The 24,576-nt window shown below is 41.6% G+C and carries 21 protein-coding genes and 1 pseudogene; 14 read left to right on the forward strand and 8 right to left on the reverse strand.

Translation table 11 applies throughout. The features are described 5' to 3' along the window. Nucleotides 1-92 precede the first annotated feature (92 nt). The 8 genes from tsf (at nt 93) to AB5Z52_RS05240 (ending at nt 12,103) form a co-directional block, all read left to right on the forward strand. Nucleotides 93-974, forward strand: coding sequence for a translation elongation factor Ts (tsf, locus tag AB5Z52_RS05205; protein ID WP_005472197.1), 882 nt, complete (start codon nt 93-95; stop codon nt 972-974). 144 nt (nt 975-1,118) lie between these two features. Next, a complete protein-coding gene (gene pyrH / locus AB5Z52_RS05210) occupies nt 1,119-1,841 on the forward strand; it encodes a UMP kinase (protein WP_003126869.1) in 723 nt (240 codons plus the stop codon). A 1-nt stretch (nt 1,842) separates the two neighbouring features. Beyond that, complete coding sequence (gene frr / locus AB5Z52_RS05215; RefSeq protein WP_003126870.1) at nt 1,843-2,400, forward strand: ribosome recycling factor; 558 nt, start codon at nt 1,843-1,845, stop codon at nt 2,398-2,400. A gap of 163 nt (nt 2,401-2,563) precedes the next feature. Then, nucleotides 2,564-3,361 carry an isoprenyl transferase gene (locus tag AB5Z52_RS05220; RefSeq protein ID WP_003126871.1) on the forward strand — a complete coding sequence of 266 codons (798 nt, stop codon included), beginning with the start codon at nt 2,564-2,566 and terminating at the stop codon, nt 3,359-3,361. After that, a complete protein-coding gene (locus AB5Z52_RS05225; protein ID WP_288551822.1) occupies nt 3,358-4,164 on the forward strand; it encodes a phosphatidate cytidylyltransferase in 807 nt (268 codons plus the stop codon). Before AB5Z52_RS05220 ends, AB5Z52_RS05225 begins: the two co-directional genes overlap by 4 nt. A gap of 437 nt (nt 4,165-4,601) precedes the next feature. Further along, entirely contained in the window at nt 4,602-5,870 is a 1,269-nt protein-coding gene (rseP, locus tag AB5Z52_RS05230) for an RIP metalloprotease RseP (protein ID WP_003126873.1), read from the forward strand. 73 nt (nt 5,871-5,943) lie between these two features. Continuing rightward, nucleotides 5,944-7,647: a proline--tRNA ligase gene (locus AB5Z52_RS05235; protein ID WP_288551821.1), complete on the forward strand. Its 1,704-nt coding sequence runs from the start codon at nt 5,944-5,946 to the stop codon at nt 7,645-7,647. A gap of 106 nt (nt 7,648-7,753) precedes the next feature. Beyond that, nucleotides 7,754-12,103 carry a PolC-type DNA polymerase III gene (locus tag AB5Z52_RS05240; protein ID WP_003126876.1) on the forward strand — a complete coding sequence of 1,450 codons (4,350 nt, stop codon included), beginning with the start codon at nt 7,754-7,756 and terminating at the stop codon, nt 12,101-12,103. Between the two features lie 111 nt (nt 12,104-12,214). On the opposite strand, the gene AB5Z52_RS05245 is transcribed toward AB5Z52_RS05240, so the two are convergent. The 4 genes from AB5Z52_RS05245 to AB5Z52_RS05260 form a co-directional block, all read right to left on the reverse strand. Then, nucleotides 12,215-13,156, reverse strand: a complete 942-nt coding sequence (locus AB5Z52_RS05245; RefSeq protein WP_288551820.1) for an AEC family transporter — start codon at nt 13,154-13,156, stop codon at nt 12,215-12,217. Nucleotides 13,157-13,368: 212 nt separating this feature from the next. Continuing rightward, a complete protein-coding gene (tnpA, locus tag AB5Z52_RS05250; RefSeq protein WP_048720443.1) occupies nt 13,369-13,842 on the reverse strand; it encodes an IS200/IS605 family transposase in 474 nt (157 codons plus the stop codon). A gap of 174 nt (nt 13,843-14,016) precedes the next feature. Further along, the gene (gene yidC / locus AB5Z52_RS05255) at nt 14,017-14,946 is read right to left on the reverse strand and encodes a membrane protein insertase YidC (protein ID WP_005472205.1); all 930 of its coding nucleotides are present in this window, start codon (nt 14,944-14,946) and stop codon (nt 14,017-14,019) included. 112 nt (nt 14,947-15,058) lie between these two features. Next, complete coding sequence (locus AB5Z52_RS05260) at nt 15,059-15,340, reverse strand: acylphosphatase (RefSeq protein WP_005472207.1); 282 nt, start codon at nt 15,338-15,340, stop codon at nt 15,059-15,061. 110 nt (nt 15,341-15,450) lie between these two features. Here AB5Z52_RS05260 and AB5Z52_RS05265 point away from each other — a divergent pair, with 110 nt between their 5' ends. Further along, entirely contained in the window at nt 15,451-16,209 is a 759-nt protein-coding gene (locus AB5Z52_RS05265) for an RNA methyltransferase (protein ID WP_242387636.1), read from the forward strand. Nucleotides 16,210-16,334: 125 nt separating this feature from the next. Beyond that, nucleotides 16,335-16,847: an HD domain-containing protein gene (locus AB5Z52_RS05270; RefSeq protein WP_003126881.1), complete on the forward strand. Its 513-nt coding sequence runs from the start codon at nt 16,335-16,337 to the stop codon at nt 16,845-16,847. A gap of 119 nt (nt 16,848-16,966) precedes the next feature. Here AB5Z52_RS05270 and AB5Z52_RS05275 read toward each other — a convergent pair. Continuing rightward, nucleotides 16,967-18,165 (reverse strand): annotated as a pseudogene (locus tag AB5Z52_RS05275) (YdcF family protein). Between the two features lie 130 nt (nt 18,166-18,295). Between AB5Z52_RS05275 and AB5Z52_RS05280 the strand changes: the two are divergent. Further along, nucleotides 18,296-18,814, forward strand: coding sequence for a GyrI-like domain-containing protein (locus AB5Z52_RS05280; RefSeq protein ID WP_288551615.1), 519 nt, complete (start codon nt 18,296-18,298; stop codon nt 18,812-18,814). 71 nt (nt 18,815-18,885) lie between these two features. Here the strand turns inward: AB5Z52_RS05280 and AB5Z52_RS05285 are convergent, their stop codons facing one another. The 3 genes from AB5Z52_RS05285 to AB5Z52_RS05295 all read right to left on the reverse strand — a co-directional run bounded on the left by AB5Z52_RS05285 (nt 18,886) and on the right by AB5Z52_RS05295 (nt 21,159). After that, the gene (locus AB5Z52_RS05285) at nt 18,886-20,220 is read right to left on the reverse strand and encodes a serine hydrolase (RefSeq protein ID WP_003126890.1); all 1,335 of its coding nucleotides are present in this window, start codon (nt 20,218-20,220) and stop codon (nt 18,886-18,888) included. 222 nt (nt 20,221-20,442) lie between these two features. After that, on the reverse strand, nt 20,443-20,604 hold the full coding sequence (locus AB5Z52_RS05290; protein WP_003126893.1) for a hypothetical protein: 162 nt from the start codon (nt 20,602-20,604) through the stop codon (nt 20,443-20,445). Between the two features lie 210 nt (nt 20,605-20,814). Then, complete coding sequence (locus AB5Z52_RS05295; protein WP_368243422.1) at nt 20,815-21,159, reverse strand: DUF4828 domain-containing protein; 345 nt, start codon at nt 21,157-21,159, stop codon at nt 20,815-20,817. 372 nt (nt 21,160-21,531) lie between these two features. On the opposite strand from AB5Z52_RS05295, the gene sfsA reads away from it, so the two are divergent. The 3 genes from sfsA to AB5Z52_RS05310 are packed head-to-tail and all read left to right on the forward strand — an operon-like array spanning nt 21,532 to nt 24,545. Further along, on the forward strand, nt 21,532-22,260 hold the full coding sequence (sfsA, locus tag AB5Z52_RS05300; RefSeq protein WP_003126896.1) for a DNA/RNA nuclease SfsA: 729 nt from the start codon (nt 21,532-21,534) through the stop codon (nt 22,258-22,260). Nucleotides 22,261-22,277: 17 nt separating this feature from the next. Then, entirely contained in the window at nt 22,278-23,276 is a 999-nt protein-coding gene (locus AB5Z52_RS05305) for a Gfo/Idh/MocA family protein (RefSeq protein ID WP_003126897.1), read from the forward strand. Nucleotides 23,277-23,288: 12 nt separating this feature from the next. Continuing rightward, a complete protein-coding gene (locus AB5Z52_RS05310; RefSeq protein ID WP_368243424.1) occupies nt 23,289-24,545 on the forward strand; it encodes a DEAD/DEAH box helicase in 1,257 nt (418 codons plus the stop codon). Nucleotides 24,546-24,576: the final 31 nt, after the last annotated feature.

The raw sequence follows: 24,576 nt of genomic DNA on the forward strand, positions 1-24,576 counted from the left end.
AGGCTAGGCGCCAAGCCTCACTCTCCTTTGAAACAGCTTTTTTAAAAGGCAAGTTCAGGCTTGTTAAATGACATTTAGGAGGAAAACAAAAAATGGCAGAAGTAACAGCTAAATTAGTAAAAGAATTGCGCGACATGACTGGTGTAGGTATGATGGATGCAAAACGTGCCTTAGTTGAAGTCGAAGGAGATATCGAAAAAGCCGTTGATCTATTACGTGAAAAAGGAATGGCTAAAGCTGCAAAGAAAAATGATCGGATTGCTGCTGAAGGATTGGCATCTGTTGCTATCAACGGGAATGCTGCTGCAATCGTTGAAGTAAACTCTGAAACAGACTTCGTTTCTAAAAACGAAATGTTCCAAGATTTAGTTAAAGAAATCGCAGAAGTAATCGCTGCAAACAAACCTGCTGACATGGAAGCTGCTTTGCAGTTGGAAACATCAAAAGGTAAAATGGAAGCAGCATTGATCGAAGCAACTCAAGTTATCGGTGAAAAAATCAGCTTCCGTCGTTTTGAAGTTGTTGAAAAAGATGACAACTCTGCTTTCGGTGGCTACTTGCACATGGGCGGACGTATCGCTGTCTTGACTGTTCTTGAAGGAACAACAGACGAATCAGTTGCAAAAGATGTCGCTATGCACGTTGCTGCAATCAATCCTCGCTATGTGAATGAATCTCAAATCTCACAAGAAGAATTGGATCACGAAAAACAAGTTTTGACTGAACAAGCATTGAACGAAGGCAAACCAGCCAACATCGTTGAAAAAATGGTTGAAGGCCGTTTGAAAAAATTCAAAGCAGAAATCGCTTTGGTTGACCAACCATTCGTTAAAGATCCTGACATGACTGTTGAAAAATTTGTTGCTTCAAAAGGCGCAACAGTGAAATCATTTGTTCGTTTTGAAGTCGGCGAAGGTATCGAAAAACGCGAAGATAACTTTGTAGAAGAAGTTATGAGCCAAGTCAAAAAATAATTCTGTTCCTCGAACAGATGGGAACGCATGGAAGTGCGCTCCCTTTTTTTAAGCAAAAACCGATTTTCAAAAAAATTGCACAAATTCAAACAGAATGGCGCCAATATGCTACAATAGTATTGGAGAATGTACGGAGGAATCATCATGGGTAAACCAAAATATCAACGTGTTGTGTTAAAATTGAGCGGCGAAGCATTGGCAGGGGATGAAGGATTTGGTATCAAACCGCCAACGATCCAAGAAATCGTCAAAGAGATCAAAGAAGTCCATGAACTTGGTGTTGAAATGGCGATCGTAGTAGGCGGTGGTAACATTTGGCGTGGTCAGATTGGTGCACAAATGGGCATGGAACGAGCGCAAGCAGACTATATGGGAATGTTGGCAACGGTCATGAATGCATTGGCGTTGCAAGACACTCTTGAGAACGCTGGCGTACCGACTCGCGTCCAAACATCGATCGAAATGCGCCAAATCGCAGAACCTTATATTCGCCGTCGGGCAGAACGTCATCTAGAAAAAGGGCGTGTAGTGATCTTTGCTGGCGGCACAGGGAATCCTTATTTCTCAACAGATACTACGGCTGCCTTAAGAGCAGCTGAAATCAATGCAGATGTGATCTTGATGGCAAAAAATAACGTCGATGGTGTCTACTCAGCAGATCCAAAAATCGATCAAAGTGCAGTGAAGTTTGAAGAGCTTACGCATCTAGAAGTGATTTCGAAAGGATTGCAAGTCATGGATTCCACTGCAAGCTCATTAAGCATGGATAATGATATTCCGTTAGTTGTCTTTAATTTAAATGAACAAGGAAATATTCGCCGTGCAATCTTAGGAGAACATATTGGAACGACAGTAAGGGGGAAATAGAATGGCTGACAAAATTTTAACAGAAGCAAAAGATAAAATGAAAAAAGCAGCAGAAAACTTGCAGCGCGAGTTAGGACAAATTCGTGCTGGCCGTGCGAACGCAAGTATTTTAGACCGTGTGATGGTAACCTACTATGGTGTTCCAACACCACTAAATCAAATGGCATCAATCACGATTCCTGAAGCGCGTATTTTGATGATTACGCCTTTCGACAAAACAATGATCCAAGAAGTCGAAAAAGCGATCATGCAAAGCGACATCGGTATCACACCTGCTAATGATGGTACAGTAATCCGTTTAGTCATTCCGCAATTGACGGAAGAGCGCCGGAAAGAATTGGCAAAAGATGTGAAAAAAGAAGCGGAGAATGCGAAAATTGCTGTCCGTAATATCCGTCGTGATGCGATGGATGCTTACAAGAAGCAAGAAAAATCTGGCGATATCACGGTCGATGATTTAAGAGAATCAGAAAAAGAAGTTCAAACATTGACAGACAACAGTATTAAAGAAATCGATCAGATCGCAGCTGAAAAAGAACAAGAATTATTAGAAGTATAAGAAGCAGGGGCGCACAAGCGCCCTTTTTTTATTCCTAACAAAGAGAAAATGTTTTTGTTTTTCTTTAATATAGATTTCTTTTTTTACTTTTCATAGGCAAGAAATATGATTATTGTTATAATGAAAAAGATGAATTTTACGAAATGGAAGAGGAGCGAATCATATGTTGCGTTTTTTTCCACAAAAAGACAAATATGTTAAGGAAGAAACTGAATACGAACTTGATCCGGCATTACCTGTGCCTCAGCATATCGCGATCATTATGGACGGAAATGGCCGCTGGGCTCAGAATCGGCGTTTACCGCGGGTGGCAGGGCACAAAGAAGGGATGGAGACAGTGAAGACGATCACGACCCATGCCTCGCGGCTTGGAGTCAAAGTCTTGACATTGTACGCATTCTCAACGGAAAATTGGAAACGACCAAATGAAGAAGTCGATTACTTGATGCAATTGCCAGTTGATTTTTTTGACACGTTTGTACCAGAGCTGATCAAAGAAAATGTGAAGGTCCATGTGATGGGCTTTACTGAATATTTGCCTGCTCACACTCAAGATGCTGTCAATCGTGCCATCGAACAGACCAAGGAGAATACAGGAATGGTCCTGAATTTCGCTTTGAACTATGGCAGTCGTGCTGAAATGCTGCAGGCGATCCAAAAGCTGTATGAAGAACTAGACCACACACAGGAGACGGTGGAAATCACCGAAGAAATGATGGACCAGCATCTCATGACTGGTTTCTTGCCTGCTGCACTTCGCGATCCTGAATTGGTGATTCGAACGAGTGGTGAAGAACGGATCAGTAATTTTCTTCTTTGGCAAATTGCTTATAGCGAGCTCTTTTTCACTAAAGCATTATGGCCTGACTTTGATGCCCAATTGTTAGAAGCTGCCATCGGCAGTTTTCAACAGCGAAATCGGCGCTTTGGCGGGTTGAACAAGAAGGAGGACAAAAAGTGAAACAACGTGTGATCACCGCAGTGGTGGCATTAGCATTTTTTTTACCAGTTATTTATGTCGGTGGAATAGCCATCGAGTTGACGGCAGCTTTACTTGCCGGAATTGGTGTGTTTGAATTATTTCGGATGAAAGGACTAGCGGTTCTCAGTTTTGAAGGGGTGTTATCGATTCTTGGGGCTGTGATCTTAGTCTTACCTAAAGATCCTTGGTTTGCTTTCTTACCAGCAAATACAGATAAAAGTGCTTTGTTTTATCTGATTGTCTTGTTGTTGCTAGGGATCGCTGTCGTTTCCAAAAATATGTACACCATTGATGAAGCAGGTTTCCCCGTTTTAGTCAGTCTGTATGTGGGTGTCGGCTTTGAACGTTTCTTGACGGCTAGATTAGTACCAAACGGATTAGTTGTGCTGATTTTTGGCTTGTTTATTGTTTGGGCGACAGATATTGGTGCTTATATGGTTGGCCGCCGATTCGGCGCACATAAGCTATGGCCGGAGATCTCACCGAACAAGACCGTTGAAGGGGCATTGGGCGGAATTGTTTCGGCAGTCGTTGTGGCAGCTCTTTATTTGTTGGCATTCCCAGGCAACGATTACTTTGGCCATGGAAGTCTGATCATGATCGTATTGACGATTATTTTTTCGATTGCTGGTCAGTTTGGTGACCTTGTCGAATCAGCTATCAAGCGACACTACGGAGTAAAAGATTCAGGCAATATTTTGCCTGGCCACGGCGGGATTCTTGATCGTTTTGATAGTATGCTGTTTGTTTTTCCAATCATGTACTTATTAGATGTTTTCTAAAGCAATCATTTAGTTAGTCTAGATAAACGAGCAATAATCACTTGCTTGACTAGATAAGTGCTAGGTCATTAATTTGTTTGATCAGCTCCGCAGAAAGAAGACAATTTTTAACCTCATTTTAACCTTATTTCAACCTCTAAATGAAGCCTGTTTTCACGGGACCAGACATTTAGAGGTTTTTTAGTTCTCGACTACTTGGCGGTCGAAGCTTTTTTGACGGACCCCTGTGAAGAATGCGAGGATAAGGAAAAAAGAACACTCTTCCTGTTAAGGAATGTGTTGAGAGAAAGAGCCACAGTCTTTTTATGCGTGTTAGAGCTTGGTTCTTTAAATTCTTGTTACAATAACGCCGGAAGTTCCTCATTAGGTGTGGGTGTGATAAAATAAAGAAAGGTTTCCCCTTTAGCAAGAGGGAACAGTGAAAGCGAGGAAACAGAATGAAAACGATTCTTGTGTTTATTATCATATTTTCTGTTGTGGTCGTAATCCACGAATTTGGACACTACTTCTTTGCCAAACGTGCAGGGATTTTAGTTCGGGAATTTGCCATTGGAATGGGTCCAAAGCTTTTTGCCCATCAAGGAAAAGATGGAACGACTTACACGATTCGAATGTTACCATTAGGTGGCTATGTTCAAATGGCAGGCTGGGGCGAAGATGAGACAGAGCTGACACCAGGTATGCCGATCTCACTTGTGCAAGACAAGGATGGAAAAGTCATCAAGATCAATACTAGCAAAAAGGTGCAGTTGCCTCATGCGATTCCGATGGAAGTGGTAGACTTTGATCTCGAAGAAAAGTTGACGATTGCAGGGTACATCAATGGAAATGAACAAGAAAAAGTCGCTTATGCGGTCGATCATGATGCAACCATTATTCATGAAGACGGTGTGGAAGTAAGGATTGCACCGAAAGATGTTCAATTTCAGTCAGCGAAACTTTGGCAGCGAATGTTGACCAATTTTGCTGGACCGATGAATAACTTCATCTTAGCTTTTGTTTTATTCACAGGGTTAGTGTTTGCACAGGGTGGTGTACAAGATGTGAATACGACCAGCATCTCTGGTATCCAAAATGGTTCACCAGCCGCTGAGGCAGGCTTGAAAGATGGCGATGAGATCTTAGCAGTCAATGGCAAGACAGTATCCAACTGGCAGGAATTGAGCAGTGAGATCCAAAATTATCCTGACACGAAGATCCCCCTTGAAGTGAAGCGGGGAAGTGATACATTAACGATTGAAGCAACGCCAGAAGGGAAATATGCTGAAGGAGAAAAAGTAGGATTTATGGGAATCAGTCCTGGCTTGAAAACAAGTCTTGGTGACAAGCTATTAGGTGGCTTGAAATTGACCTTCAACAATGCTTTACTGATTTTCCGAGCTGTCGGTAATTTGATCGTACAACCAGATCTGGACAAATTAGGCGGTCCGGTGGCCATTTTCCAATTGTCCTCACAAGCAGCCTCACAAGGGGTAGCTTCTGTCGTCATGATGATGGCGGCGATCTCCATCAACTTAGGAATCTTCAATTTGTTGCCTATTCCAGGATTGGATGGCGGCAAACTCGTTTTGAACATTCTTGAAGGTGTCCGAGGTAAACCGATCAGTCAAGAAAAAGAAGGAATCATCACGTTAATTGGGTTTGGTTTTTTGATGTTGCTGATGGTGTTAGTGACTTGGAATGATATTCAGCGCTTTTTCTTTTGATTAGAGGAAGCAGCTGATATGGGCCAAGCAGGGTGTATGGTATAGCAAAGTGTTTGCAGCAAAGGAGAAAAAAATGAAGCAGTCGAAACTGTTTATTCCGACATTGCGGGAAATACCAAGTGATGCGGAAACATTGAGTCATCAACTTTTAGTTAGAGCCGGTTATATTCGGCAAGTGGCAGCAGGCATCTACATGTATTTGCCTTTAGCCCAGCGGGTGTTGGAGAAAATTAAAAAATTGATGCGGGAAGAATTAGCCAAAATTGATGCAGTAGAAATGACGATGCCAGTTTTATTGCCCTTGGAACTATGGCAAAGTACTGGGCGAGACGGGCTTTATGGGCGCTCACTGTATCAGTTAACGGATCGAAACGAGCGGGAGTATGTCTTGGGGCCAACCCATGAAGAGCCTTTTACGGAATTGATCAAAAGTGAGATCTCTTCCTACAAACGTCTGCCGATCAGTTTGTATCAGATTCAGTCAAAATACCGAGACGAACAACGTCCGCGCTTCGGTTTGATTCGCAGTCGCGAATTCATCATGCAAGACGGCTACTCATTTCATGCCGATGAGTCAAGTTTAGATACGACTTATCGTCGGTATGAAGCAGCCTATCACGCGATTTTGCAGCGTTGTGGTCTGGAGTATCGCGCAGTGATTGGTGATAACGGTCTGATGGGAGGGCATGATTCCAAAGAATTCATGGCACTGTCGCAGATTGGTGAAGAACTAATTTGCTACTCAACGGAAAGCGACTACGTGGCGAATTGGAAAATGGCCACAAGTTTGTATGTATCAAAGAAATCTCACGAAACCTTTCTTGAGCGCGCAGAGTTGCAGGTTGATCCACCTTATTCTCTGGAAGAAGTAGCTGCAGCTTGTGAGAGTGACTTGACTAAGATCGTTCAGTCCTTTCTTTTGTTTGCTGATGGAGAACCGGTCATGATTCTTCTACGTGGCGATCATCAATTGAACGAAGCAAAAGTCAAAAATTTTCTAGAAGCCGATCAATTGAAAATAGCTACACCAGAAGAATTACGTTGTCATCTGCAAACTGAAGCAATCAGTCCCATTGCGCTGCCGGAAAATGTCCGCTTATATGCTGATCAGCATGTACAAGATTTAGCAAATGTGATCGTCTTTGGAAATCAACCGGGCCATTACTATCAAAACGCAAATGTAGGACGAGATTTTTCCCCATTGGCATTTGCTGATTTTCGATTGGTGCAAGAAGGTGATCCTTCTCCAGATGGCAAAGGGGTCCTAACTTTCACACGAGGAATCGAAGTTGGCCACATTTTCAAGCTAGGAACCAAATACAGTGAAAGACTTGGTGCGACAGTTGTCGATGAGAACGGTCAGGAGACGCCAGTCATGATGGGGTGTTATGGCATCGGTGTATCTCGTCTTCTATCAACAATCGTTGAACAGCACGGCAATGAAGAGGGAATCGATTGGCCGAAAGAGATTGCACCCTATGATATCCATATTATTCAAACCACAATGGAAGACTCGTATCAAACTGCTTTGTGCGAGGAAGTAGAGCAAGCGATGCTTGCTGTCGGTTATGAAGTTTTAGTAGATGATCGCAACGAACGTGCTGGTGTCAAATTTGCGGATGCGGATTTGATAGGCTGTCCGATTCGATTGACCATTGGCAACAAAGCGACAGAAGGGATTGTCGAAATAAAAATCAAACACACAAATGCAACCGTTGAAGTTCGTAAAGAGGAAGTGGCTACGACATTAACGATCTTGTTGACTGCATCTGAATGATCCGTGACAAAAATCGAGGAAGGGGGAGCCCTTTCTCGATTTTTTAATGAAAGACAAAAGAAAAAGAGGTATACTAATTAATACTGAGAAAAAGGAGGATGGTCAATTGTCAAAAGAAAGAGAGACCTTTGAGATTTTATTAGAGCAAATCAATGCTGGTCCTGATTTACGCCAACATCCTTTGATACAGACCGCTCAAATCAAACAAGTCGTGGTCCATCGCCAGTCAAAAGCTTGGACATTTTACTTGCAGTTTGATACATTGCTACCCGTTATGGTGTATCAATCGTTCAAACAACATTTGGAACTGGCCTTTAAGGAAATCGCTGCGGTGCGAATGATCATTGAAGCCAAGGATAATGCCTTCGATCAACAACTGATCCAAGAGTACTGGCCATTAGCACTCGCAAATCAAAACTGTGATCGTCCACTAGTACAGCAAGTCATTAAGAATCAGCTACCGGTAGTGAATGAGAAAAAAGTGATCCTGCCTGTTACCAATGAAGCGGTAATCGCGATTTTGCAGCAACAATATTTACCAATCATTGAAGAAAACTATCAAACATTTGGTTTTCAAAAATTTCGTATCATTCCTGAAATGGATGCCGAACAAGCAGAAGAAGCTTTAAAAGAATTGGAAGCTCGTAAAGAAGAACAGACTGCTGCTTTCCAATTACAGGCTGCTGAGAACTTGATCGCCCATGAACAGCGGAAAAAAGAAGTGAAAGCTGTTGAATTTGACGGTCCGATTGCATTGGGAAGGAATATTCCAGCCGATGAACCCGTTACCCCAATGATTAATATCATTGAGGAAGAACGCCGTGTGACGATCCAAGGATATGTCTTTGATAAAGAAGTTCGGGAATTACGTTCAAAGCGGAAGATCTTGATTCTGAAAATCACGGATTATACGTCATCTTTCAGTGTCAAAAAGTTCTCCAATAATGAAAAAGATGAACAAATCTTTGAGGCAATCGCCAAAGGCAGCTGGGTAAAAGTTCGCGGAAGCGTGCAGGAAGATACCTTTATGCGAGATCTTGTTATGAATGCTCAAGACTTGATTGAGGTAAAACACGAGATTCGGAAAGACTATGCACCTGAAGGAGAAAAACGGGTGGAACTCCATCTTCATTCAAATATGAGTACGATGGATGCCACGAATAATATCAGTGATTTAGTTGCACAAGCTGGAAAATGGGGACATAAGGCGATCGCTATTACGGACCATGGTGGCGCGCAAGCTTTCCCAGATGCCCATCATGCGGGTGAAAAAGCTGGTGTTAAGATTTTATATGGGGTTGAAGCCAATATCGTTGATGATGGCGTTGCAGTGGCTTATAACCCTAAACCAGTTCCTTTGACGGATGCCACGTATATTGTGTTTGACGTGGAAACGACGGGGCTATCTGCCGTTTATGATACAATTATCGAATTAGCGGCTGTCCGCATGCATAAAGGCAATGTGGAAGGCTCATTTGATGAATTCATTGATCCAGGACACCCATTGTCTCGCACCACCGTAGAGCTTACAGGGATCACGGATGAAATGGTTCGCGGTTCTAAATCAGAAGAAGAAGTATTGCGACTCTTTAGAGAGTTTTCTGAAGGAGCAATCTTGGTTGCCCACAATGCTTCTTTCGATATGGGCTTTTTAAATACGAGTTATCGAAAATATGGGATTCCAGAAGCCGAAAATCCAGTTATTGATACATTAGAACTGGCACGTTACTTATATCCTGAGTTCAAACGTTTTGGTCTAGGCGTCTTATCTAAAAAATTCGGCGTCAGCTTAGAACAGCATCACCGAGCGATCTATGATGCGGAAGCCACGGGCCATTTAGCTTGGATCTTTGTCAAAGAAGCGATGGAAAAGCATGGCATGCTGCTGCATGAAGACTTGAACCGCCATGTGGGAGGAGAGAACTCCTTCAAAGCGGCGCGACCATTCCATGCGACGATCTTGGCGAAGACGCAAGCCGGATTAAAAAATTTATTTAAATTGATCTCGATGTCGAACGTGAAATATTTCCATGACAAAGTCCCAAGAATTCCTCGCTCGGAATTGGTGAAGCTGCGGGAAGGATTACTTGTAGGAACCGCCTGTGACAAGGGAGAAGTCTTTGTCGCCATGATGCAAAAAGGGGTGGATGCTGCCCGTAAATTAGCAGAGTTCTACGATTATATTGAAGTCATGCCCAAAGAAGTTTACGCTCATTTGATTGAGACCGAACTTGTTAAGAATGAATCAGACCTAGAAGACATTATTCGCAACCTGATCGAGATTGGGAACGAATTAGGCAAAGTGGTGGTAGCTACAGGGAATGTACATTATTTGAATGAAGAAGATGCGATCTATCGTAAGATTTTGATCAATTCAATGGGGGGAGCCAATCCTCTGAATCGCCATAGTCTGCCAGCTGTTCACTTTCGGACGACAGATGAGATGCTGACCGCTTTTCAATTTTTAGGCCCAGATACAGCCAAAGAAATCGTCGTGACAAACCCCAACAAAATCGCGGATATGTGTGAAAAGGTCATTCCAGTCAAGGATGATTTGTATACGCCAAAAATCCCAGGTTCCGAACAAGAAATCACAGATCTAAGTTACAATCGTGCCAAAGAATTATATGGGGATCCTTTGCCTGAGATCGTTGAAAAGCGATTGAAAAAAGAATTAGATTCCATTATCGGAAATGGCTTCTCCGTGATTTACCTGATCTCCCAAAAACTGGTACACAAGAGCAATGAAGATGGCTACTTGGTGGGCTCGCGGGGATCTGTCGGTTCCAGTTTTGTCGCAACGATGACGGGGATCACTGAAGTGAATCCATTAGCTCCTCATTATTATTGCCCAGACTGTCAGTACTCGGAGTTTTATGAGGACGGGTCTTATGGTTCTGGCTATGATATGCCAGAAAAAAAATGTCCGAAATGCGGCACCCGACTAAACAAGGACGGTCATGACATTCCGTTTGAAACCTTCTTAGGTTTCCATGGAGATAAAGTCCCCGATATCGATTTGAACTTCTCTGGGGAATACCAGCCCGAAGCGCACAATTATACAAAGGTTCTTTTCGGAGAAGATTATGTTTACCGTGCAGGAACGATCGGTACGGTAGCAGACAAAACCGCATTCGGTTTTGTAAAAGGGTTTGAGCGGGATCACAATCTTCATTATCGTGCAGCAGAAGTGGACCGATTGGCCAAAGGGGCTACCGGAGTGAAGCGCACCACCGGACAGCATCCAGGGGGGATCATTGTAATCCCCGATTATATGGATGTCTATGATTTCACACCGATTCAATACCCAGCCGATGATATGAATTCTGAATGGAAGACGACACACTTTGATTTCCACTCGATCCATGACAATATTTTGAAACTGGATATTTTAGGACATGATGATCCGACAGTGATTCGGATGTTACAGGACTTATCTGGAATTGATCCAAAAACGATCCCTACCGATGATCCAGAAGTTATGCGTATTTTTGGCGGAACGGATGTTTTAGGTGTAACAGAAGAGCAAATTTATTCTAAAACTGGTACCTTAGGGATTCCTGAATTTGGGACCCGTTTCGTACGGGGGATGTTGGAACAGACCCATCCGTCCACCTTCGCAGAGTTGTTGCAGATTTCAGGACTTTCCCACGGAACGGATGTTTGGCTAGGAAATGCCGAGGAACTGATTCGGCGCGGTGATGCCAACTTGGCAGAAGTCATTGGTTGTCGGGATGACATCATGGTCTATCTGATTCATGCAGGATTAGATGACGGTATGGCTTTCAAAATCATGGAGACGGTTCGTAAAGGACAATGGAACAAGATCCCGGATGATTTGCGAGATACTTATCTGCAAGCGATGCGGGAAAATAATGTCCCTGAATGGTATATCGATTCTTGTTCTAAGATCAAGTATATGTTCCCCAAAGCCCATGCGGCAGCCTATGTATTGATGGCATTGCGGGTCGCTTACTTCAAAGTATATTTCCCAATTCTGTATTACTGTGCCTATTTCTCTGTTCGTGCGGACGACTTTGATTTGATCGCCATGTCAAAAGGCAAAGAAGCGGTAAAAGAGCGGATGCAAGAAATCAATGACAAAGGCATGGATGCATCGACAAAAGAAAAAAACTTGCTGACTGTTTTAGAATTGGCCAATGAAATGTTGGAAAGAGGCTATGAATTTGGCATGATCGATTTATATAAATCGGATGCTGAGAATTTTGTGATCGATGGCAACAAGCTGATCGCACCATTTCGAGCTGTACCAAGTTTAGGTCTAAACGTAGCCAAACAAATCTGTGAGGCCCGGAAAGATGGTCCGTTCTTGTCCAAAGAAGATCTGGCCAACCGAGGAAAAGTTTCCAAAACATTAATCGAATATATGACAGACAATGGTGTCTTGAAAGATTTACCGGATGAAAATCAATTGTCGTTGTTTGATATGCTATAAGGAAGAAATTTATTATCAACTATAAAAACGATTCGCAGGCACTATCTTTCTCAGAAATGATAGGTCCTCGAATCGTTTTTTTGTTTTATACATCGACACTTTTGCTGCATGTCATAATAAAACCATCAACAATAATGGAATGTAAATCATATAAATCAAAACGGAGTAGCCTAATGAAGAAGCAGCAAACTCTTCATCTCCCTGGTAATTTCTAACCAGGATCGGCACAGAATTTTGAACAGGCATCGATGCTTGGATGATAAAGACTTGCAACATCAATGAAGGAACCTGTATCCATTGACCAATCAGCCACACGATCAATGGAGAGAGGAGAAAACGACCTGCGAGGACACCGGCAAGATCCTTGGTCATACGTAAATTCTTGATACCACTATAGTAAACGATGATCCCAATGATAAACATGGATAGAGGCGTGGTCAACTCAGAAAGATAGCCTCCTAGGCCTGCAATAAATTTCGGTAAAGGAAAATCGAAGAGCATCCAGATCAATCCAATAATAAACCCAATCAATGCAGGAGAGAAGATTTTTTTCAACACAACTAAAGGGTGAAAGGAGACTTTTGCTTCTTCGAAACTAGGGCTGTCTCGAGCGATTTCATAGATCCCAACCGTCCAAAACAAACTAGTGTTGACAATATAATAAAGCAAGACATAAGGAACAGCCTTTTCGTCAAAAATAGCCAGGTTGATCGGTAATCCAATAAAAATTGTATTGGAAAAAGTAAACATGGTGGAGAAGGATCCATGATGAGTGGGAGCTACTTGAAAGAAACGCTGCCAAAGTTTACTGATCCCATAAGTAATGACAATGGATAATAATGGAATGATCATTCCAGAAAACAATGAAAGGAATTCATCGCGGGTAAAATTCTTGATGATATTCAAAAACATACTTGCCGGCAGTGAGAGATTCAAAACAAGTTTTGAAAAGGTATCTGCTGTACGATTTGAGAACCATTGCTTAAAAGACAACCAGTAGCCAATAAACATCAAACTAAAAATCACAAAAATATTGCTATATGCTTGGAACATGAACTCACCTCCCTTTCACTATAGCGAATCTTGATTCCATAATCAATTCAATCAGAAAAGAATACCCCAAAAAAGCAATCAATCATAACCACCCGTGAAACGGGTGGTTTGCTCTTCGGCTAGAAGCCTCTCTTACCGGCCTCGGCCTAAAAGGCCCTCTGAAAGCTTCCCCCCGCACCACTTCTACTCGCTGATTCTAAAAGAATCTCACTCTATCTCTTTTTGTTTTTAACTCCTGTAAACGGATCAACTTCTTCGAACAACGTAAGCTGATCTGCTGAATAATCTTCTTTTATTTGTTTACGAATATACTCAGCTATCTGCTCCTTATTTCGTCCAACCGTGTCCACGTAGTACCCTCGACACCAAAATTTTCGGTTCCCATAGCGATATTTCAACTCTGCATGACGGTCGAATATCATTAAACTACTTTTTCCCTTTAAATAGCCCATGAATTGCGAAACACTTAACTTTGGTGGAATACTTACAAGCAAATGAATATGATCTGCACAAGCATTTGCCTCAATGATCTCTACTCCTTTTCTTTCACAGAGCGTGCGAAGAATCTCACCTATACTTTCTCTATATTTTCCGTAAATGATCTGTCTCCGATATTTTGGCGCAAACACGATGTGATACTTACATCTCCATTTACTATGTGATAAACTTTCTTTGTCCTTTTCCATAAGGACACCTCCTATCTTTGATGGTGATGCGGTCGGGAAACCAACATCAGTTTAGCAATTTTGGGAGGTCTTTTTAATACCACGCTGGAAGCTCTTTTGAACCACCAGCACAGCAGGTGGTTTTCAAACATATAAAAAAACTATGACCGAGAAGAGTCGGTCATAGTTCTAAATTTATTTTCGTTGTTGTTTGCCGGCATTACGGCCTTTTGCATTTTTATGATTCAAGTTTTTTGGCGTTGTAGGCTGCGTCTGCTGCGTAGGAGTGACATCTTTCCGAGGCGTCACGACCGTTTTAGGCGGATTGGCTTTCATTTCTGCTTCAACTTGCGCACGAATCTTAGGTTTCATGATGACATTTGTAATAAAGGTTTGCAGGCAGCTGAAGACCCCGCCGACAACCCAGTATAACGTTACACCAGCAGGTGCACTTAATGACATGAAGACAATCATCAATGGCGAAACGATCAACATTGTTTTCATCGTTTTTTTCTGTTCTTCTGGGATTCCAATGGTTGAAATATATCCTTGTATGAGATACGAAATACCAGCAATGGCTACAAATAGGAAACTTGGTTGTCCTAAGGAAATCCCAAAGAATTCCGAATTTTGAATCCCTTGTGTGTAACGAGCAGTAAAATACAAAGCTGAAAATATTGGCATCTGAATCAGCAGCGGCAAGCAACCGATTCCGCCAAACATGCTGACATTATTTTCAGAATAAATTTTTTGCATGTCTGCTTGTGCTTGCATTTGTTCTTCACGAGTGGTCGCTTTTTTCAAGTTGGCTTGTGCGATATCTACCTGCGGTTTCAAGAACTGCATTTTTTCACTTTGGATCATCGTTTTCTTCGATTGATGGATCCCAAGCGGTAAGATAATAAGGCGTACAACGATTGTCACAGCGATAATTGCCCAACCATAAGACCAATCGAAGTTTTCTACCAGCATGGTGATCAAATTACCTAATGGTTTCACTAAGAAACGATAGATCATGCCGTTTTCATTCGGTGTTCCATCAGAGTTTGTGCTGACACATCCGGATAAAGTCAGTAAAAGTCCTAACAATCCAGACGAGAGCAGCCATTTATTCATTTTTGACATTCTTTTCTTCCTCTTCACTATAAATTTAGACAAAAATAACTATACTAAAAAAGACCGACTATTTCAATGTACAAAAGGAAATTCATTGAAAAATCAATCTTTCGTCGTAGATTTAGTAACCATATTCAACATCAAAACTTGTTCTTTCCTTGATAGAAGGATCTTCTTGGATCTTTGTACTTGTCACTTTACCAGAAGGAGACGGTGAATCTTTGACTGCTTCAACAAAAGCGTCTACCTGTTTCTCTTCGCCGATAGCTTCGATCGTTACTGAACCATCAGATTCATTTTTGACGGATCCTTGGATCCCCATCCGGTCCGCTAACAATTTTGTCGTGTAACGAAAACCGACTCCTTGGACTCGGCCTTGAACTTGAATGCGTATTTTTTTCATCAAATCACCCCCTCGTTTCAGTCAACCTCTATGGTATATGATAGCGTTTTTCTAACGAAAGAACAAGTTTCATCCTTTGACTCATGCTATAATGAGGCGAGGTGAACAGGATGAGGGAAATTCTTTCAAAAAAAAATACATTGATCAAAGAGGTCAAAAAACTCGCACAAAAAAAATACCGCAATCAAACCAATACGTATATAATCGACGGTTGGCATTTGGTACAAGAAGCCATTGCAGCATCGGCACCGATCAATTATCTATTTGTTACTGATAAAGGAATCCAAGAAACCGGCAATCAGTTAAAAGACTATCAAGACAAAGTATTTCGTATCTCCGATGAAGTAGCTGCTTTTCTATCAGATTTACCGACACCCCAAGGGATCTTTGCAGTGATCGAAAAAGAGACGGTTCAAGAAACGATTCATGGAAATTGGCTGATTTTAGATAATGTCCAGGATCCAGGGAATGTTGGGACCATGATTCGTACAGCCGATGCTGCGGGTTTTGCTGGGGTCTTTTTAGGAACAGGCACAGCTGATCGTTACAGCACAAAAGTCTTGCGTAGTATGCAAGGCAGCAACTTTCATTTACCGATCCTTGAAGGGGATGTGCCAGCATTCATTCAAAAATTAAAAGTCCAAGGGACTGCTATTTACGGGACTGAGTTGAATAAAGAAGCGGTTTCTTATACGGAGTTATCTAAGAAAGGAACAGCTGCGTTTATCTTAGGGAACGAAGGACAAGGCGTCCATCCAGATATTTTAGCGTTGACCGATCAAAATGTCTATATTCCTATCTATGGGCAAGCAGAATCACTGAATGTAGCTATTGCTGCCGGTATTTTGATGTACTTTTTTGTCAGTTAGACTTTTTTAAGGAACTGTTAAACTCAAAGCAACTCTTTGGATTCTCCTAGAATTCTGTCTGAGCAGATGCTATACTTCTATTTGTAAGAAATAAGCAGTATCAAAAAGGTGGCAGGCATAAATCTATGACAGAAAAATGGCAAGAAGATAGCGAGTATATGTCTTATGTAGCAGATTTGTTAGAGACAGAAGCTGTAAAAAAATTAGCCAATTATGTTCAACATATGAGTTCCACACGTTTAGAACATTCGATCAGCGTTTCTTATTACAGTTATAAATTGGCAAAAAAATGGGGCGGCAATGCTCGTGCAACAGCTCGGGCTGGATTATTGCATGACCTTTTCTATTATGATTGGCGTACAACCAAATTCGATGAAGGAACACATGCCTATATGCATCCGCGAATTGCCGTTAAAAACGCAGAGAAAATTACTGAATTAAGTGATCTCGAGCGGGACATTATTTTGAAACATATGTGGGGAGCAACCATTGCACCGCCCCGATATAAAGAAAGTTATATCGTAACCATGGTGGATAAATATTGTGCGGTGAAGGAAGCATCAGAACCAATGACTCAAGCCATGAAAGCAAAATGGCAACAACGGTTTTGGCATAAACAACGACCAACACATCTCTAATAAAACAGGCAAGCGCCTAGAATCTGAAGTGATTTATCAGATTCCAGGCGCTTTTTTTGTATGGTGGTGAAACAATTGGATTGTGGTGCTCATGATTCCATTCAAAGGGCATACTTACGCTAGTTTCCAAAGAAAAATTCGAGAATAGTCATCAAAAAGATGATGATTGCAATTCCGCCTATAGCTAACGCATGTCTTTTTTTGTGCATGAACAAAATGGCGATATATTCTCGTAAAAAAGCATTCGGCAAGTAATAGAAGGCTGTGTGTGAGCCAATCCCATCTGCTTTGACATGCGCTTGGTCGGCGTACATCCCTGCCCGGAAAATATGATAGTTATTGGAAACAAAGATTGCGTGATATCCTTCTGGACGTAACGAATCCATGATTTCTTTGGAGAATTTCATATTTTCGTAAGTCGTTGTCGAATTGGCTTCCACTAAGATTTCACTTTCAGGGATTCCTTGAGAAACGGCATATTCTTTCATGGCCACTGCTTCAGGAATTTTTTCGTCGCTGCCTTGACCACCGGACATCAAAAGACGAGGGGCTGTTTTCTTCGCACGAAATTGAAGATGATAAAATGCGATGGCTTTATCGATCCGTTGGGCTAATAATGGAGAAACTTTCTCGCCATTAAGGAGCCCTGCCCCTAAAACTATAATGAAGTCCTGGTCATAGCGGGGATGATTGAATTGATAAATAACCGAGATCGACAAAAAATTAAGAAAAACCACAAAAAAATAAAGCAGCGATGCCGGAAAAATTGTAAATAAAACACTGACCCAACTTGGTAAGGCATGTAAAAAGGAATCCGATACCAACAAGATCGTTAAAACGATAGCTAAAACCAATGTCAATAGGTTGGCCAATGAGTGGGATTCTCGGCGTAAAACGACGATTGAATTCCAATAGAGGAAAATAATCAATCCATACAAACCAAAAAGAAAAACGAATAGAAAGCCAACTAATGCAACAGCTAAAATCCCGCCGACTAAAATATCTTCTGTCCGATAAAGATTAACGAGCAAATAAATCCCAAAGGTCAAGATGAAGACATTAAAAAGCAAACCATTCACTAAACGATGCTTGTTTTTAAAATAGGAATATAAAAATAATCCGGCCAAACTAAGCGGGGCTAAGATAAAAAAACTGCCAGTACGTAATTCCGAAATGGACAAATAGGCCAATAAAGCGGCAATCGTCCAACAACACTCGAAAAGATATCTGGGTCATCTTTTTTCTTGCGGTACCAAAAAACAAAAATCGCTCCTAAGATATAAGCGATACTGAAAAGCCCAATTTGTGTAAAATCCATTCTTTTCACTCCTTTAAATCTAAGAACAGTATACCTAATTTTCGAAGAAAAAGCTTGCAGATGTGGTCAAAGTTGCTGAATTTTCTTGAATTCGCTACAATGGATAGAGAAGAAAGAAGGAGGCACAAGCATGGAATTAGGTGAAGTGATCCGAGTAACACTCCCAGCGTTTTATGTTGTCGGAAAAGAAGGGAAAGGTCTTGCTGAAGAAGGCCCTTCATGGGTACCGGCACTATGGGATCTTGCAACGAAAGATTTTGAAGAAATCGATTTTTTGCTAGCCGATCAAGAAGCGGAAAATCTGCAGTTCTGGGGATTGATGAGTGACGGAGAGAACTGGCTTGAACCATGGCAAGAGACAGGACGTTACCTTGCGGGTGTCCAAGTCACTACGGATAATTTTCCACCAGTAGATTGGGTCCGTTGGGAAATGCCAGAGATGGAATACATGGTCGTAAAAACAAATGAATCCAATCTAAACATGATGACAGAGAAGATGTTGAGAGAAGTTCTTCCAGAAAATAATGTTCAACTGGCAGCAGCTATTCAGGAACACTACCTGCCTAATTTTCAAGAAGGGGAAGTAGAACTGTATTTTCCTATTGAGCCGATTGCGCCTGTTGTGACCAAAGAAGAGTTACTCTCTTAACAAAAAACTTCCAGTGTTTTAGTGATCACCGGTCTTACCGGCAACGCCAAACACTGGAAGTTTATTTTTGATTAAAAGAGGTTTGTAAAGAAATTGGCAACTGATCGCCAGCCGATAACAAAAATATTTGCTTTTTCAACGGCTTTAGTAGTGATCAGCTCAGTAGTAGGGACTTCTTTACTACCATCCATATAACCTAATGTATCTGCAGGAATCGTTGCTGTTACTTTTCCTAAATTCGTTGCTTTGGCAACTGGTGCAGAGACAGTTTCTTCGTTCATTGTTTTGTTATAATCGATTGTTGTGGTGAAGTCTTTTGGATCCATATCTTTACGTACCCAAACAGAAAGATCTTTTTTTACCGCTATGGGAACAGTAAGTTCTTTGCCGTTTTTAACAGCGACCGTTTTTGTATCTGCTAACTGATCACCAGCAGATAGAATAGGAACTTGCTCCCACGCATCAAATGAGTAATCCATTAGTTTGCCTGTTTCGGTGAAACGTACACTAGGATTCTCAGCATGACCGTTGACGTTTAACACTACGGTGATAATACGCTGGCCATCTCGCACAGCCGTTCCAACAAAGCAAGCACCTGCTAAATCAGTGGTTCCGGTTTTCAAACCGTCAACACCATCTTTGGCGTTGATGAAACCAGGTAGCATCCAGTTCCAGTTGACCATCTCAACTGGTGAGTAGGAACCTTCACCAAATGTTTTGGTAACCGTGCTGGTGACTTCTAATACTTCTGGGAAGTCTTGGAGCAAATGTCTCGCTACGATGGCGACATCTTTTGCAGATAATTCATTTTCATCAGTGGAAGTGGAACCAGGGTAAAGGTTTTCTCCCAGATAGGTGTTATTCAGTCCGGAAGCATTGACAATCTTAGCATCTGTGATTCCCCATTCAGTGAGTTTGTCTTTCATTTGATCGACAAAGGCTGGCTCCGACCCGGCAATTTTCTCTGCTAGGGCAACGACCGCAGCATTAGCTGATTGAATGTAGCTCGCTTCATAAAGGTCTTTAACGGTGTATTGAACATCACGATGCAAAGGAACATTGGACAAGTCAGGTGTGACACTGAGGTCGGATGCATATTGTGAGATTTCAATAGGGTCTTCCCAAGTCAATTTGCCTTCCTTGACTTGTTCTGCTACTAGATACAGACTAATGATTTTTGTCACTGAGGCGATGCCCATCGGGGTTTCTCCCTCTTGGTCATATAAAATCTTGCCTGTATCGAAATCCACTGAAAAAGCAGCTTTTGCATCGATAGAAAAGTTTTTGATTTCTTCAGCGGTAAATGTAGTCTCCTCAGCGTGGGAGATCAATGGTATTCCGGCAATAAAAAAGAGGGTTGCTAGACCCGCAATCAATGAATACCAGATTTTGGATAATTTCTGCATAGGTAAACTCCTTCGTTTCTGTATCTAAATCAAAAGTTTAACAAAGAGTTTCCTGAGTTGCAATACTCTAACAGAAAGTTCAAAAATTCGTAAGAACCAGCTTTTTTCTTCTTGCCGAATCACACCAGTGATTGCTTTGTCTTGAAGCAATAGTTGTTTTTAGACACAAAAAAAAGCTTTTCTTTAACGAACAAAGAAAAGCAGTTTTTTTATCTAATAAAACTATCGGCGAATATGATTTCGGGGATCCTCACTTTGCACTTTTACAGGTACTTTCACTGCTCTTGTTTCTTGCTGCATCAATTGGCGGGCAAGAAACAGCGTTCCTCCAAGTAATGCGGCTAAACCAAAGATTGAAAAAAGTGAAACAAACGTCGCTAACATAGAAATCCCTTCTTTCTGATTTTAATTAATGTGGAAGGTAGGAATCGAACCTACACCTTAATCTATGAACGATCATCTATCACTCAACGGAACACCTTGTTCAACCACTTCTTATTACTATCATAGCATGAACTGTCTAAAAATGCTGGTAGAAAGTCTGAGCATTTTCAGAGGAAATCAAGAATAAATAATGAAGAAACTTTGAAGAAATCATTCGATCTTTGTCAAAGGATATTGCCAATCTTCTGCTTCATCATAAAGGGTGAAGCGCTGGTCCTTTTGTTCAATGATCAAATGGTAACCCAATGAATCTAGTAAAACCAATCTTGATGGGGTCAGCTCAACGATCACAGTAGGTGAATGTTTCCCATCAATTGTCAGTGAATGCTCCTCTGTGATCTCAATGGATACAGTGTCTTTCATTTTTGAAGTGAACTGCCATTTCCCCACGAATTGTTGGCGGGGCTCAGGTTTTTGCTTTTCTTTTCTTAATATGAGCGAACTGGCAACACCGGTCAAAAGTGACAGACCAATCAACAGTAAACGTTTTTTCACATTTTCACATCCATTCCTACCTATGATGGAACTAGTATACCATGGGGAACAAAGAAATCCTCCTACTTTGGTCGGAACTTTAAAAGTTTTTAATTGACCGTATAATCCATTTATCAAAATCTTACAGCCCTCAGAAAATACCAGAAAATTGCAGCGGCAGCGGATAGCTGCAGCAATGATGCTGACCCAAAGCATTGTTCCATAGCTTATGGTAAAATCAGATAGAAAGTTTTCTGCTTTCTCCTACTTTAATTGAAAGAGAGTCTTTCACTGAGAATCAGAACATCATCAATTACTAGATCAACTGATTTAGCGTTTATTTAAGGAAGTCCGGCTGTTTTAAGGCCGAGGTATTAATGGAGAGGGAAAAAGATGGAATATCCAAATAGTCACTTAGCGATATTTATTATTCGGGAAAATCGCTTTATTGCCCGCTGTCGATTGATGTCAGGGGAGGAAGTAATCGTTCACGTCAAAAATACTGGTCGAGGAAAAGAGGTACTTGTTGCTGGTGCGTTAGTCACTTTGCAATACTGGAATAGTCCAAAGAGAAAAACTAATTATGATTTGATCGCAGTAAAAAAGGGCGACCAATGGATCAATATCGACAGTCAAGTCCCAAACCGTTTGGCCTATGAATCCTTATTGGACGGAACGATTCTTTTACCGCAGATCACAGGCAATCTAACTTTACTAAAGAGAGAAGTGACGTATCACCGTTCAAAGTTTGATTTTTATTTTGAAACAGACGTCGGAGAAAAGGGCTTTATAGAAATCAAAGGGATGACTTTGGAAAACAAACGAGTGGGTGCTTTTCCAGATGCGCCCACCAGTCGCGGATTGAAACATGTAAGTGAACTGATAGATGCCAAGAAAGAAGGGTACTATGCCGCGGTATTGTTTGTCGTCCAATTTGAAGACATTGATGTCGCGACGATCCATCGTGCCATGCAACCAGAGCTAGCAAAAAAAATCGGACAAGCAATTGCAGACGGAATCCAAGTTTTCGCGTATAATTGTCTTGTGGATGAAACCAGCATTTCCATTAATAAAGCAGTACCTTTTGATCTTATGGCTGCTTTTGAAGACCCAAACTTATAAGGAAAGAGGGAATATGAATGATTCATTTAGGGATAATCGGTACAAATTGGATCACGGATCAATTTGTACAAGCTGCACATGAAACGGGACGCTACCATCTAACGGCTGTCTATTCTAGAAAACTGGCGACTGCTCAGTCTTTTGCAGAGAAATACGGAGAAGTGACTTGTGTAGATGATTTAACGGCTTTCTTTCAACTAGAAGAATTAGATACAGTATATATTGCATCTCCCAACAGTTTGCATTTTGAACAAGCAAAACAAGGAATTTTGTCAGGAAAAAATGTGATCGTCGAAAAACCTGCCTTTTCGACACCATCAGAAATGGCTGAGATCATTGAATTGGCCAATGAAAATCAAGTTTTATTTTTTGAAGCAGCGCGCAACATTCATGAGAAAAGTTTTGACACCATTGCGTCTGTCTTAACTGAACATGGCAATATCATTGGTGCAAACTTTACCTATATGAAATACTCTTCACGGTATGATGCAGTGTTAGCAGGAGAGGAGCCAAATATTTTTTCTCCCCATTTTTCTGGCGGCGCATTGGTAGATCTTGGTGTTTATCCCGTTTATGCAGCACTAGCTTGGTTTGGCAGACCACAAAATGTTTATTATTTTGCCCGGAAAATCGTGACAGGAGTCGATGGGATCGGTACGATCATTTTACGTTATGAAACTTTTGACGTAACCATTCAAACTGGAAAAATCGGCAACTCTGACTTGAAATCAGAAATATATTTTGAAAATGGAACACTGGAACTAAATGCAGTCAATGCCATTGAACAAGCGGTATTTTATGACCGTACAAATAATGAAACGGTATTACCGGTGACTGCGCAGGCAAATCCGATGGTCGAAGAAGCTGCAGATTTTGCAGAAGTCATCGAAAATAAAGCAGATCCCCAATTGGGTGCGCGCTATGAAGAATGGATCGAATTAGCTCGTGATGTCAATGAAGCGATCTATCTCATGAGAAAACACGCAGAAATCTCCTTTGACGCAGACAAAGAGTAAGGAATGGAATGTATGACAGCAACTTATTTAGCAGAAGTTTGGCAAGAAAAATGGCAAAGCAGCGGCTTTTCTGCGCCATCACTGATTCAAGAACGGGTTTACCCCCTCTTGAAATCAAGACAATCAGTAGTAGGCGTTTCACCGACAGGTTCAGGGAAAACATTGGCCTATTTACTACCTTTATTGGAAACTGTAAAAGTTGGTGAAGGCAATCAGCTCCTGATTTTGACCTCTTCCCAAGAACTGGCCATGCAGGTCACACAGGTCGCACGAGATTGGGCCCAGCTTTTAGATTTGCAGATTTTACCACTGATTGGCGGCGCAAATACTAAGCGACAAATTGAAAAGTTGAAGGCCAAACCAGAAGTTTTGGTGGGGACACCAGGACGAGTATTGGAATTGATCAAATTAAAAAAAGTCAAAACGCAACAGATTCACGGGGTAGTCTTGGATGAAGTGGATCAATTACTGAAAGAAGGGGCCTTTGGGCTCGCTAGCAAAATCTTGACGCTTATTCCAAAACAGGCGACTCGCAGTTTCTTCTCTGCAACTGCCAATGAGGTTCTAAAAGAAATTCAAGAACTGGCTTTTGAAACACCACAGGTCATTGATGTGACAGAGGAAGACCAGAGCAAAGGGGTGATCCATCATTATTATTTGAATTACCCGAGTCGTAAACTAGTGGATGCTTTGCGCCGGTTGGCTTACTTACCAGATTTTCAGGGATTGATTTTTTTCAATGAATTAAGTGCATTAGGTAATGCTGAAGAAAAACTGCTCTTTCATGGTTTGCCAGTCGCCTCCCTTGCTTCAGACCAGAACAAACTGACCCGCCGTGCTTCGCTTGATGGGTTCCGTCAGGGAAAGATTTGTGAATTACTAACGACAGATGTTGCTGCCAGAGGATTGGATGTCGATCAGCTGGGGTATGTGGTCAACACCGAGGTTCCACAAGAGAAAGAATCTTATCTTCACCGAGCAGGTCGTGTGGGACGGATGGGAAATGAGGGCACAGTGATCACGATCGTCCAAGACCATACATTAAAGGATCTAAAGAAAATTGCCGCACAGCTGGATGTAACGCTGCAAGAAGTTTTCTTACATGGAGGTGCGCTTCACACAGAGCGTCCGGAAGTTAAAAGTGAACCTAAAAAAGAGCAGAGTGTGCAGAAAAATTCCAGAAAAACTTCTGAAAAATTACACACTATTCCAAAGAAAACGAAGAAAAAGCAAAAAAACCAAAAAGATAAAGGCAAAAGACGCCATTGAGCGTCTTTTTGTGTTACCATTAACGGTGGTT

The organism is Enterococcus sp. RTP21361st1_A6_RTP21361_211029 (assembly GCF_040910045.1).
Lineage (GTDB): Bacteria > Bacillota > Bacilli > Lactobacillales > Enterococcaceae > Enterococcus_D > Enterococcus_D gallinarum.

Coding starts and splice junctions, on each gene's coding strand:
- tsf (WP_005472197.1), top strand. CDS start 93: ATGGCAGAAGTAACAGCTAAATTAGTAAAAGAATTGCGCGACATGACT.
- pyrH (WP_003126869.1), top strand. CDS start 1,119: ATGGGTAAACCAAAATATCAACGTGTTGTGTTAAAATTGAGCGGCGAA.
- frr (WP_003126870.1), top strand. CDS start 1,843: ATGGCTGACAAAATTTTAACAGAAGCAAAAGATAAAATGAAAAAAGCA.
- AB5Z52_RS05220 (WP_003126871.1), top strand. CDS start 2,564: ATGTTGCGTTTTTTTCCACAAAAAGACAAATATGTTAAGGAAGAAACT.
- rseP (WP_003126873.1), top strand. CDS start 4,602: ATGAAAACGATTCTTGTGTTTATTATCATATTTTCTGTTGTGGTCGTA.
- AB5Z52_RS05235 (WP_288551821.1), top strand. CDS start 5,944: ATGAAGCAGTCGAAACTGTTTATTCCGACATTGCGGGAAATACCAAGT.
- AB5Z52_RS05245 (WP_288551820.1), bottom strand. CDS start 13,156: ATGTTCCAAGCATATAGCAATATTTTTGTGATTTTTAGTTTGATGTTT.
- tnpA (WP_048720443.1), bottom strand. CDS start 13,842: ATGGAAAAGGACAAAGAAAGTTTATCACATAGTAAATGGAGATGTAAG.
- yidC (WP_005472205.1), bottom strand. CDS start 14,946: ATGTCAAAAATGAATAAATGGCTGCTCTCGTCTGGATTGTTAGGACTT.
- AB5Z52_RS05260 (WP_005472207.1), bottom strand. CDS start 15,340: ATGAAAAAAATACGCATTCAAGTTCAAGGCCGAGTCCAAGGAGTCGGT.
- AB5Z52_RS05265 (WP_242387636.1), top strand. CDS start 15,451: ATGAGGGAAATTCTTTCAAAAAAAAATACATTGATCAAAGAGGTCAAA.
- AB5Z52_RS05270 (WP_003126881.1), top strand. CDS start 16,335: ATGACAGAAAAATGGCAAGAAGATAGCGAGTATATGTCTTATGTAGCA.
- AB5Z52_RS05280 (WP_288551615.1), top strand. CDS start 18,296: ATGGAATTAGGTGAAGTGATCCGAGTAACACTCCCAGCGTTTTATGTT.
- AB5Z52_RS05285 (WP_003126890.1), bottom strand. CDS start 20,220: ATGCAGAAATTATCCAAAATCTGGTATTCATTGATTGCGGGTCTAGCA.
- AB5Z52_RS05290 (WP_003126893.1), bottom strand. CDS start 20,604: ATGTTAGCGACGTTTGTTTCACTTTTTTCAATCTTTGGTTTAGCCGCA.
- sfsA (WP_003126896.1), top strand. CDS start 21,532: ATGGAATATCCAAATAGTCACTTAGCGATATTTATTATTCGGGAAAAT.
- AB5Z52_RS05305 (WP_003126897.1), top strand. CDS start 22,278: ATGATTCATTTAGGGATAATCGGTACAAATTGGATCACGGATCAATTT.
- AB5Z52_RS05310 (WP_368243424.1), top strand. CDS start 23,289: ATGACAGCAACTTATTTAGCAGAAGTTTGGCAAGAAAAATGGCAAAGC.